Source organism: Brachyspira pilosicoli P43/6/78, assembly GCF_000325665.1.
Classification (GTDB): Bacteria; Spirochaetota; Brachyspiria; order Brachyspirales; family Brachyspiraceae; genus Brachyspira; species Brachyspira pilosicoli.
This window is the reverse complement of sequence record NC_019908.1, coordinates 2212663-2225139: the sequence shown is the minus strand read 5'-3', so window position 1 is coordinate 2225139 and position 12477 is coordinate 2212663. Positions and strand designations below refer to the sequence as shown.

Below are 12477 nucleotides of genomic sequence, written 5' to 3'. Positions count from 1 at the left end.
CTTTTAATTTTTTTATAAAATTATTTTTAAACTATATCTAAAGGCATTTTTCTGTTAGGCTTAGGAAACTCTTTATTTAAAAGCTCTATATCTTCTTTATCTAATATAATATTTTGAGAGTTAATATTTTCTAATACATGTTTTTCGCTAGAGCTTTTTGGTATAGGCACCCTCTTATCAAAAGACATTATAAAAGCCAATGCTATTTGACTTGATGTTGCATTATGTTTTTTTGCTATATTTTTAATGACACTATTGTTTAATATATCATTGCCTAAATTTCCAGCCTGTGCTAAAGGACAATAAGCCATTAATACTATATTTCTCTCAAGCATATAGGAAGCCAAATCAAAATCAACACCTCTTGAAGCTAAATGATATAACACCTGATTAACACTACATTTATCTCCATTTTTTATACTCTCAAGCTCTTTCATATCATCTATATCAAAATTAGAAACTCCCCAATCTTTTATAAGCCCCTCTTTCTTAGCCTCTTCCATACATTCAACTGTCTCTCTTAAAGGTACTCTACCCCTCCAATGAAGCAAATACATATCCAAATAATCAAGCCCCAAACGACTTAGAGATTTTTTTAAACTAGTAAATAAATTATCTCTACCCGCATTATGAGGATAAACCTTAGAAACTATAAAAAGCTCTTCTCGCTTTATGTTTGCTTTCTTTAAGGCTTCTCCAACTATTATCTCAGCTCCTCCCTCTCCATACATCTCTGCAGTATCTATTAACCTTACTCCGTTTTTTAAAGCATAATATATAGCATTAATTTCTACACTGCTTTTACTCTCGTTCTCGCCCATTCTCCAAGTGCCTATTCCAAATTTAGGCATAATATTCGAAGATTTTAAAATATAACTCATTAGCCAAATATTTATTTATATAAAAATCTTTTAATCTTTTTAGTAGGATTTTTTTCAAACTCTTCTTTTTGTATTTCAAAGCTTGATACTCTAGCAAAATCTGGAAGAAGTTTATTAAGATTATTTCTCACTTCATCTAATTTTGTTTTTATCTCTTCATCGTTAAGATTTGCAACCTGTTCAGCATCTAAATATACCAAAGCACAAAGTTTATTTTCTCTTTGAACAATTAAAGATTCTAATATATAAGGCATAGTATTTAATTTACTTTCAATCTCTTCAGGATAAATATTCTGTCCGCTAGGTCCAAGAAGCATATTTTTACTTCTTCCTCTTATAAATATTCTCTTTCCATCTACAAGCACACCCAAATCATTAGTCCTAAGCCAACCATCGCGAGATAAAACATCTGTAGTAGCTTTAGGGTTCTTGTAGTATCCAAGCATAACGTTTTCACCCTTAACCATAATATCCCCAACTTCTTCAGGGCTGTTAGAATCAATTTTTATCTCTAATGTATCTATTATGCATCCGCAGCTTCTAGCAACATGCTTATCCCAAGGTGCATAACTAATAAGAGGACCGCATTCTGTCATACCATAACCAACAGTAAACTTAAAACCTATATCCATTAAAAATCTTTCAACTTCTTCATTTAAAGCACTTCCTCCAACTATTACCTCATGGAAGTTAGCACCAAAAGATTCTGTTAATTTATCTCTAATTTTATTTTTTAATATTTTAGATATAAAAGGAAAAGTTAATAATTTTTTCATTATAGGCTTATCTATTGTAGGCTTTAATTTCTTGAAATAAATTTTCTCCAAAATTAAAGGTACCATAAGTATTAAGTTTGGTTTTACCTCATCAAAAGCCTTAAGCAAAATATTAGGACTAGGTATAGCACTAAGCATATATATACAAGCACCTTTGGAGAAAGGAAATAAAAAGTCAAACAAACAGCCAAATACATGTGCTAATGGCAAAAAAGAAAGTATATGGTCATTTGGTTTTATAGGCATATTATCTATTGCAAATCTTATATTAGCAGCAAGTGAATTATGATTAAGCATAACGCCTTTACTAAAACCTGTAGTGCCGGAAGTATATATTATAGTAGCCAAAGTGTCATTTTCAAACATTGTTAATGAAAAAGTTTCTCTGCTGAAATTTTCTAATTGTACATCAAGAATCTCATTATATTCTTCTGTTAAATCATTTTTATGGTCAAATATAGTTAAATTATCCAAATAAAATATTCTGTTTAAAAAACTAAATTTTTCTTTGTCAATCTTTTCTATTATGTTTTTATCCATAAAAAGATATTTAGAACCAGAATCATTCAATATAGAAATAATATCATCTTTAGAAAAATCAACGAGTATAGGCACAACTACAGCACCATAGCTTACTATAGATAAATAAGTTAAAGCCCAATTAGCAGAGTTAGAACCGCATAATGCAATTTTATCTCCTTTATATATCTCCATTCTTTTAAATATGGTATGCATTTTTAATATATGTTTAGCCACATCAGAATATTTTATAAAATTATCCTTACCATAATCACAAAAAGCATTAATATCCCAATTTTCTTTAATAGAGTTAAAAATATACTCAGTCAATTTTTCATTAATCATAAACATAATCTCCTTAAAAAATATTAAACTATATTAGCAACATATCTAAACATAAAAACAGCATGACATATATTAGACAGAATTAGAAGCGAATAAAATAGAGGAAGAAATAAAGTATATCTTTTATTAACTTCATACATAGCAAGTCTATAAAATACCATAGCAATATTTAGAAGTAAAAAAGCAGTTAAATAAAGTATAGCACCATACTCTCCAACAGCCAATGAAATTTTTTGTATAGCAATAAGCCAAACCCAATTTAGAAGAAAGTAATATATAGTCTCCGTAAATCCTCTCCACCTATAGCTAAATACGCTTCTTAAAGTAATACCAAGTACACAAAGCCCAGTAATAACTCCAAAAAAACTCCAGCCCCAACCATCTTGAAGCGATATTAAACAAGGCGGTATATAAACTCCCCATATCATCATAATAAAAAAAGCATGCGAAAGTATATAAAATACTTTTTTAGCTTTGTTATTGAAAGGGAAAAAATGATATATAGCATTAATTATATAAAATATTATTAAAAAACTAGAATAGAGAGAAAAAGAAGTAATCTCTATACCTGTTTTAGAATTTATTAAAAGCCCCACCAATACAGCAATGGCTGAACTTGCACATATTATGCATATAATAGCACATATTATTGAAACATTTTTTTTAATTAAAACACTCATAATATTCTATCTTATATTTTATTTAATATAAAGTAAATGGTCATTTTTAACTATTTGCTAAAATTGCATTATGTCATTCCAATACCTATCAAAGTACCTATGCATGCCTAATCCAGCAGAAAAATAATTATAAATTTTATGAAAATCTTTTGAAGCCTCTTTAAAAGAAGAATTATTAATATAACCTTTCTTAGCCATATAAAGCAAACATATAGAAGGCGAACGTGACATACCAAAATTGCAATGAACCAAAACTTTTTTATCTTTAATTTTTCTATCTATAAAATCTATAGACCTTTTAATCATAGGAGAAGCATAATCATAAGAAAGACTAGATATATCAAGCAAGTTTAAATACAAATCATCATTGTTTTCATAAAAAGTTTTGTTACCAACAGCACCATTAACACCTCTTACAAAACAGCTCTGACAAGCATGCACTATAGCACCTTCAAAAACGCTGCAATCATGGTCATTTCCCACATATAAATTATGACAAAGCTCAAACATAAAAATCTCCAATTATTATATCAAAAATGAATATATGTCATTAACTTCTACTATATTATCTACATTAACTATATCATATACATCTGTCTTTATTAGCAAAGTTTTTAAAAAAGGTATTTTTACAATGTCGCTGTCTCTGTCCCCTATCATAAAAGAAGAAGTTAAATCTATATTGTATTTTTTACAAGCACTTAAATGCATAGCAGCTTCAGGTTTTCTTAGTACTGAAAGAAGTTTATACTCTTCAACATTTCCTTTTATATGATACGGGCAATAATAAAAATCATCTATAATAGCATCATGTTTTTTATATTCTTCATACAAGTAGTTATGAACATTTTTTACATCATCATTTGTATAGTAATTGTAAGAAACTCCTGCCTGATTTGTAGTTACTATTGTAATATAATTTTTTTCGTTGGCATATTTTACTATATCTGTAAACTCTTTTTTTATTTTTACTCTCTCAACCTCTCCAATATAACCCACATCTTCCATAAGCACACCATCTCTATCTAGAAACAAAGCTTTATTAACTTTCTTATTTGCATCTGGAATATATAAAGGTATGCCATATAGATTTCCATTATTAAATGCTTCATCTATAACCAAATTAAAACTTTCATTATACTCAAATACTTTATTATCATACACAAGTAAGTTTGATATAGAATATCCTGATAACGGATTTTGAATATTATCTTTTGTTATCTTGTAGTTATCGTCTATGGTATATAATTTATTTTCATTATTAAAACAAAACGTAAGCCCAACAACTATAGCTTTACTATTATTTAAGTTGTTATAAAACGAAAGAAAAAAACTTTTTATTTTATCATATACTATTTTATCAAAATTATTCATAGATAATAATATATTATAGTTTAATCAATATTTCAAATTTTAATAAATGAAACGAATCAGCTTTTTTAAATATTACTTTTTTTAGTAATTTGTTTTAATAAAAATTGACAAGCAAAAAAATAAAACTATACTATATATATAAGAAAAAATTTATTTTTTAATCTAAGTAAAAAATCTATCAAAATAATAATAGTAGGAGATTATCATGGCAACAAAAAAGATGGTTTACTTCTTTGGTAATGGTAAATCTGAAGGAGCTAAAGAGACAAAAGCATTATTAGGCGGTAAAGGTTTAGGTCTTGCCCAAATGACAGAAAGTAAAGTACCTGTTCCAGCAGGTTTTACAATTACAACGGAAGTTTGTGATTACTATTCAAAAAACAAATCATACCCTAAGGGACTAGAAAAGATAGTTGATGAAAACATCAAAAAGCTAGAAAAGGCTATGGGAATGGAGTTTGGTAATGCAGACAAGCCTCTTCTTGTATCTGTTCGTTCTGGTGCTGCTATATCTATGCCTGGTATGATGGATACAATACTTAATCTTGGTATTAACGAAAATGTAGTTAATGGAATTATTAAAAAAACTAATAATCCTAGATTTGCTTGGGACGCTTATAGAAGATTTATTCAAATGTTCGGCGATGTAGCTATGGGTGTTGATCATGACAAATTTGAAGAAATTCTTGATGAAAGAAAAAAAGCTATAGCACCAAAAATTGGTAAAGCTGAAAAAGAAGTTAAAGATACTGATTTAGATGTAGAAGAATTAAAAATTGTAGTAGAAAAATATAAAGCTATGTATAAACAAGAAATGGGCGAAGCTTTCCCAGATGACCCTAAAGTACAATTATGGCATGCTATTAATGCTGTATTTAGGAGCTGGAACAACCCTAGAGCTGAAGCTTATAGAAAATTAAATGATATAAGAAATCTTTTAGGTACAGCTGTTAACGTTCAAGCTATGGTATTTGGTAATATGGGAGATACTTCTGCTACTGGTGTATGTTTCTCTCGTAACCCTTCTACTGGTGAAAACAAATTCTACGGAGAGTTTTTAATTAATGCACAAGGTGAAGACGTTGTTGCTGGTATTAGAACTCCTCAAGAAATTACATTAGAAGGAAGTAAAGAATGGGCTAAAAATAATGGTATAAGCGAAGAAGATAGAAAAGCTAAATACCCTTCTCTTGAAGAGGTTATGCCTGATGTTTATAAACAATTAGTAAGCTATAAAAATCAATTAGAAAAATACTACAGCGATATGCAGGATATGGAGTTTACTATTCAGGAAGGCAAACTTTATATGCTTCAAACTCGTAATGGTAAGAGAACTGCTGCTGCTGCTGTAAGGATTGCTGTTGAGCTTGCTGAGGCTAAAATTATTTCCAAAGAAGAGGCTTTAATGAGAGTTAATCCTGCTGATTTGGATCAGTTGCTTCACCCTATGTTTGACCCTAATGCTAAAAAGACTGCTAAAGTACTTGCTAAGGGATTAAATGCTTCTCCTGGTGCTGCTGTTGGTAAGGCTGTATTTGCTGCTGAGAGGGCTGAAGCTATGAAAGAGGCTGGAGAATCTGTTATACTTGTTCGTATAGAAACTAGCCCTGAAGATATTAAAGGAATGAATGCTGCTGAAGGTATATTGACTGCAAGAGGAGGTGCTACTTCACATGCTGCTGTTGTTGCCCGCGGTATGGGTAAATGCTGTGTTGCTGGTTGTAGTGCATTAGATATTGACTATAATACAAAAAATCATGAAAGTTAATGACACTATAGTTCATGAAGGCGATTATATTTCTATAGATGGTTCCACTGGTGAGGTAATGCTTGGACAGGTTACTACTAAAGAGGCTGATATGTCTGAAGACTTTAGAAAACTTATGCAGTGGGCTGATGAGATTAGAATTAAAAATAAATTTGAAGTTCATACTAATGCTGATACTCCTAATGATGCACAAATTGCTAGAAAATTCGGTGCTGAAGGTATTGGTTTGTGCCGTACTGAACACATGTTCTTCAATGCTGACAGAATTAAAAGCGTAAGACAGCTTATACTTGTTGCTGAAGAAGTTAAACAATTAAGAGAAAAATTAGAAGAAGCTAAAAAAATTGGCAAAGCAGATTTAGTTGAAGAATTAGAAAGACTTTATAAAGAACCAAGAAAACTTTATGATGATGCTTTGAATAGTTTATTCCCTATGCAAATGGAAGACTTTGTGGGTATATTTACTGCTATGAGCGGATATCCTGTAACTGTAAGACTTCTTGACCCGCCTTTGCATGAGTTTATTCCTCATGAAGATTCTCAATTACAAGAGCTTGCTAATGAAATGAATGTTCCTTTTGAAAAATTAAGAGCTATTAGAGATTCTTTACATGAGTTTAACCCAATGCTCGGACACAGAGGCTGCCGTCTTGGTATCACTTATCCAGAAATCTACGACATGCAGGCTAGAGCTATTATTGAAGCTGCTGTTAAAGTTAAGAAAAACGGCGTAGATGTTCACCCTGAAATAATGATTCCTCTTGTTGGTACTCTAAAAGAGCTTAAAATGATAAAAGAAAGAATTGTAAAAATAGCTGATGAAGTATTCTCTAAAGTTGGAGATAAAGTTGCTTATAAGGTTGGTACTATGATAGAAGTTCCTAGAGCTGCTTTGGTTGCTGATAAGATTGCTCAAGAAGCTGAGTTCTTCTCATTTGGTACTAATGACTTAACTCAAATGGGCGGCGGTTTCTCAAGAGATGATGCTGGTAAGTTCTTAAAAGACTATGTTGATAAAGAAATATACGAAAAAGACCCTTTCCAATCATTAGACCAAGAAGGTATTGGAGAGCTTTTAAGAATAGGTGTTACTAAAGGAAGAGCTACTAACAAAAAACTTACTGTTGGTATATGCGGTGAGCATGGAGGTGACCCTGCTACTGTTATGTTCTGTTATGATATAGGTCTTAACTATGTAAGCTGTTCTCCTTACAGAGTGCCTATTGCTAGACTTGCTGCTGCTCAAGGTATAATTAATGCTTCTGCAAAAAAACAAAAAAGCAAATGTTAAAAAAGAAGTGAAAAAAGCAGTTAAAACAAGTAAAAAAAGAAGTAAAGAAAGAGATTAAAAAAGATGCTAAAAAGGCAGCTTCTACAGTAAAAAAAGCTTCAAAAGATAGTAAAAAAAGCAACTAAAGAAATAAAGAAAGTTGCTAAGGCTGTAAAAAATACTGTTAAAAAAGAAGTAAAAAAAGCAGTATCAAAAAAAACAAACTCTAAAAAATAATCTTTTATCTTTATAATTTGTAGCCTGTGTGCATATGAGCATGCAGGCTTTTTTATTGTATACTAAAAAGTTTATCAATTTTTATTATTGTTCTTTTTCCCGTAGCCACACATTGTAGACTTCGTCAAAATTTTTTACCCTTTGCCTAGCTCCACGAAAAACTGGATTTTTAAGCTAAATAATTTGCACTTTTTGCAACTTTTTGCGGCGGGAAAAAGTTGAATAAAAAAACTTATATGACCAAATATAGTTATTTTAGTATATACTTAAAATTTTTAAGTTTATCAAAAATATTTTTTAATCTTTTTATTTTTAGCGGCTAGTCTAATAATACAATAAAATTTATAAAATATAATTGCATATATTTACAAACATAAAATATAAAATATAATAAAACAATGAAATATATATCAAACCTACACACTCACACAACATACTGCGATGGTAAAAACTCTATAGAAGAAAATATATTATACGCAATAGAAAAAAACTTTATAAGCTTAGGCTTCTCAGGACATTCCTATTTACCTTTTGATAATTCATCTATGTCTATAGAAAATACAATTAAATATTTAGAAGATATAAAAAAATTAAAAGAAATATACAAAGATAAAATTCAAATATATTCAGGCATAGAAGCAGACTATTATTCAAACCTAAATAAAATCACAGATAAAGAAATGATGTTGGATTATAGAATAGGCTCTGTACATTTTATAAAAGACGATGAAAATAATTATTTTTCTATAGACTCCTCAAAACAAAACTTTGAAAACACATTAAAGCATTTTGGAACTATTAAAGAAGTAGTATTGAGATATTATAATAATCTAATAGATATGATAAATACTCAAAAACCAGATATCATAGGACATTTAGATTTAATTAGAAAATATAATTTTAATAAAGAATATTTTACAGAAGAAGAAGATTGGTATATAAAAAAACTAGATGAAGTATTAGAAGTAATAAAAAAATCAAACTCCATAGTAGAAATTAATACTAGAAAAATGAATAAATATAATTTAAACGCCCACTACCCAAGTAATGATACTATAAAAAAATTATTAAAATTAAATATACCTATTATAATAAATACAGATGCACACTCTGCAAACACTCTGGATTATTTTTATTATGAAATGGCAGAAGAATTAAAAAAACTAAGATACACTAAAATAAAAATGCTTATAGATAACTCATTTAAAGATATGAGCATAAATTAATTAAACATATTTTTCCATTTGGTTATAAATAATTTCTGCTAAACCAAATGTCTTAGTTTTAGAGAACTCCTTAGCATATTCATCATATAACATGTCTTCAAATATCTCTTCAGCCATACCGCCGTCTACAAGTCCGCTTTTATTAACAGTCTTTCTCATCTCTTTGAGCATTTGATTAATCATTAAAGATTCAAAATCCTCTGAAACTTCTCTTAAACGTTTTTTTTGAAATTCTTTATCATTAGCAACATTTTCTTCAGAAGTATTTTCTACACTAAATTTTGTACCATAATTCTGATACTCTCTTTTAGTATTATTAAGTTTATTTAAATTAGCAGTTCCAATACTTAAATTATATTTATCAGTAATATTCATATATTAATACCTCTATAAAAACATATACTACTTTATTACTATCGGAAAATATATAAAGCTTATTAATATAATTTTTTATTACCAAGTAACAATATATTCTGTATAAATATAACCATTGCTAATAGATTTAGAAATTTCTACTTTAGCAGAATTTGGATATCTATATCTAAATATATTATTGATTAACTCATCAAAATATATTTCCATCATAGAATCATAATTAGGGAAATAATATAAATGATAAATAATCTTTCTCTTCTCAGATTTTACAACATCTATATGTATATTTTTAAATCTTTTATTACTGAATTTAATAAGTAAATCAGCTAAAGTACGTCCTTTATAAAATCTTATCTTAACTTTATTTAAAACACTGCATTTTCTAAAACCATATTTAGCAACATCTCTTATACAATCAGTACTTCCCTCATAAAACTCATTCATAATTATAGTAATAGGAATGAAAAATGAACTAGATAATACAAATTTCTTTTTAAACTTCACTTTCTTCACATCACTATATATAATTTTAGCATCTTCAGGCATTTTGGCAATTAAAGCAATAGTTTTTTCCTTACCAAAAGTCTCTATCATAAATTTATAGAATCTCTTTATAAGTGCATATTTAGCATAAGCCCTTTCACCATCATTAATACTGCTGATTTTTCCAGCCATCACCTCTTCAAAATCTTTAACAACATATGCAGACATCTCTCTATCTAATGTTTCAATAGAATCTCCAGAAATATTTGAAAGCAACTCTATCTCTTTAATCAAATTAAATACATCATTAATACGAGCACTCATATCCTGTGTTTTGCTAACTATATCGTCTGAATTTTTAGAGATTAATTTCATAGCCTCATCATTTTTCTTAGAGAAATCTGATAAATTAACCAAATCATCTTTAGCAACAGATATTCTTCCATGCAATGATGTATATTGTTCTTTAATATCTTTAATAGCATTAGTAAGACGTTCTATAGCAATATTCATATCTTTTGTACTTACATATTTATCATCTACTACTTTTTTTACTTTAGTCATAGTATCTACAAAGTTATTTACTTTAGATATCATATTTTCTATAATATTCATTCTCTCTGCCATTTTTTCTATCATCAAATTCATCTCTTTTTCTATCTCTCTAAGTATTCTATGGGCTTTCTCAGATTGAACATTTGTAGTAGTAGCTAATTTTCTTATCTCTTCAGCAACAACAGCGAAACCCTTTCCCTGCTCACCTGCATGTGCAGCTTCTATTGCCGCATTCATCGCAAGCATGTTTGTCTGCTGTGAAATATCTATTGTAGAGTTAACAAACTCAGATATTCCTCTAATAGAAGAAACCAAATTTCTAGTAATATTTTCTGTTTTTAATATCTTATCTCTACTGTCATTTGATAATGATAACATTACCTCAGATTCATCTTTAGCCTTAGCAACAGACTCTGATACCTCTTCCATATCTTTTTGTATAGATAATGTTAAAGAGTTAATCTGATTCAAACTTATAGCCTGCTCATCTAATTTTTATTTGAAGGTCATTAGTCATCTGGTCTATGGATACAAGTTCAGAAAGGTTTGAAGCTATTATCTTATAAATTTCCAAGTTACTGCTTTCAAAAGCTTTAAACTCTTTTTGCTGATAAGATATATTATCTACAATTAAGTTTACAGATTCAGTCATAGAACCAGCAACATTAGAAATATCAGAAGTTTTATTTTTTAATGATGTAATTTGTGCCTTAAATACTGATAAAGTTTTTGATACAGTAGAGAATACATGCTGAACCATATCAAAGAATATAATTATCCAGCTGCTTAAATACCCCAATGAATCTTTAGAGTTTATCTTTGTAATATTAATAAACATATTATTATTAAATACACCCTCTTCAAGTTCATGAGATATTCTATCTAAAGGCTTTAATGATATTGGTATTGTAATGCTTAATATAATAATTATTACTATAATAGCAAATATCAAAATCACAAATATAGTATTATTAGTTTGGTCTAATACACTTGAGAAATATGAACTAGGCACAAACATAAATAAGTTATATAAACCGCTGCTAAATTGTCTAACAAATATATGATAAGGTACATCATCAATCATTACTTTATTTTTTATAATTGTATTTGTAGATATATCCAAATTATTTATAGCAGCATTAAACCATGGAAAATCATTTACATTGCTTAATATATATTTAGGATTATCATGATATACTATTTTATTATTTCTTGTGTCATATATTATTGTATTAAAAGGTCCTGTTTTTACTATATTGGTTAATACTTCATGTGCTATATCAAGTGAAACATCTGATAAAGAAACACCTATAAGTCTAGAATTATCTGTTGAATATATAGGAGAAGAAAATGATATTACTTTTTGAGGCTTATCCAAATTTTTCATGTATGGAGAAGAATAATAAACATCTTGAGGTCTTTTAGCTTCTCTGTTCCAATTATTAGGAAGGGCCAATGAATAAAACTCTTCATTTATATAATTATCCATAATAGTTCCAAACTGAGGCTCCATAGTGCCAGCATCAGGAACATCATACAAATATAAAGAATATAGATTTCTTAAATTAGTATTTTCTGTTATTACATTAGGTTCAAAATATATACCATTTGCTATAACATGGTGTAAATTAAGCTGTGATTTATGAAATCTGTAAATTATATCTCTAAGACTTCTTTGAGGATTTTCTATATTACCAACATCATACAATTCATAAGCTACTGTAGCTATATCTGATAATGAAACTGTACCAACAGATGTAGTAGAATATATATTATTAAATGTTGATACTATATCATAAAAATAATTTTGCGTAACTGTCATAGCATTATCATACAATGCTTTTCTATTTGTTGTACTATTAATAAAAATAGTAGGAGATAAAGACAATGCAACTACTAAAATAACAGAAAAAAGTACCTTATTTTTTAAACTCATATACAGAAACCTTATTTTTTTTTACTTACAAAATTATTACTTAAATTATCGG

General features: G+C 28.5%; 11 protein-coding genes. 3 read left to right on the top strand and 8 right to left on the bottom strand.

Features of this window, described 5'->3' with window-relative positions; all coding sequences use genetic code 11:
• Positions 1-26 precede the first annotated feature (26 nt).
• Genes BPP43_RS10025 through BPP43_RS10005 form a run of 5 tightly spaced genes read right to left on the bottom strand, consistent with a single transcriptional unit; the run spans position 27 to position 4575 of the window.
• Positions 27-881 carry an aldo/keto reductase gene (locus tag BPP43_RS10025; protein ID WP_041752841.1) on the bottom strand — a complete coding sequence of 285 codons (855 nt, stop codon included), beginning with the start codon at positions 879-881 and terminating at the stop codon, positions 27-29.
• Positions 882-892: 11 nt separating this feature from the next.
• Complete coding sequence (locus tag BPP43_RS10020; RefSeq protein ID WP_015274860.1) at positions 893-2521, bottom strand: AMP-binding protein; 1629 nt, start codon at positions 2519-2521, stop codon at positions 893-895.
• Between the two features lie 23 nt (positions 2522-2544).
• On the bottom strand, positions 2545-3201 hold the full coding sequence (locus tag BPP43_RS10015; protein WP_013243840.1) for a hemolysin III family protein: 657 nt from the start codon (positions 3199-3201) through the stop codon (positions 2545-2547).
• Positions 3202-3258: 57 nt separating this feature from the next.
• On the bottom strand, positions 3259-3711 hold the full coding sequence (locus BPP43_RS10010; RefSeq protein ID WP_014933793.1) for a dual specificity protein phosphatase family protein: 453 nt from the start codon (positions 3709-3711) through the stop codon (positions 3259-3261).
• 15 nt (positions 3712-3726) lie between these two features.
• A complete protein-coding gene (locus tag BPP43_RS10005) occupies positions 3727-4575 on the bottom strand; it encodes a D-glycero-alpha-D-manno-heptose-1,7-bisphosphate 7-phosphatase (RefSeq protein ID WP_015274859.1) in 849 nt (282 codons plus the stop codon).
• A gap of 205 nt (positions 4576-4780) precedes the next feature.
• Here BPP43_RS10005 and BPP43_RS12775 point away from each other — a divergent pair, with 205 nt between their 5' ends.
• The 3 genes from BPP43_RS12775 (at position 4781) to hisJ (ending at position 9076) form a co-directional block, all read left to right on the top strand.
• Entirely contained in the window at positions 4781-6343 is a 1563-nt protein-coding gene (locus BPP43_RS12775; protein WP_252832320.1) for a PEP/pyruvate-binding domain-containing protein, read from the top strand.
• Positions 6312-7634: a putative PEP-binding protein gene (locus BPP43_RS12770; protein ID WP_252832319.1), complete on the top strand. Its 1323-nt coding sequence runs from the start codon at positions 6312-6314 to the stop codon at positions 7632-7634. The genes BPP43_RS12775 and BPP43_RS12770 overlap by 32 nt, the downstream gene beginning before the upstream one ends.
• A gap of 614 nt (positions 7635-8248) precedes the next feature.
• The gene (gene hisJ, locus BPP43_RS09995) at positions 8249-9076 is read left to right on the top strand and encodes a histidinol-phosphatase HisJ (protein WP_015274857.1); all 828 of its coding nucleotides are present in this window, start codon (positions 8249-8251) and stop codon (positions 9074-9076) included.
• On the opposite strand, the gene BPP43_RS09990 is transcribed toward hisJ, so the two are convergent.
• From BPP43_RS09990 to BPP43_RS12425, 3 genes are all read right to left on the bottom strand, one after another.
• Positions 9077-9451 (bottom strand): rod-binding protein, encoded by a 375-nt coding sequence (locus tag BPP43_RS09990; RefSeq protein ID WP_013243845.1) that lies wholly within the window; start codon positions 9449-9451, stop codon positions 9077-9079.
• 78 nt (positions 9452-9529) lie between these two features.
• Entirely contained in the window at positions 9530-10960 is a 1431-nt protein-coding gene (locus tag BPP43_RS12430; protein WP_252832318.1) for a methyl-accepting chemotaxis protein, read from the bottom strand.
• A 13-nt stretch (positions 10961-10973) separates the two neighbouring features.
• Positions 10974-12425, bottom strand: coding sequence for a PDC sensor domain-containing protein (locus tag BPP43_RS12425; RefSeq protein ID WP_252832317.1), 1452 nt, complete (start codon positions 12423-12425; stop codon positions 10974-10976).
• Between the last annotated feature and the right edge of the window lie 52 nt (positions 12426-12477).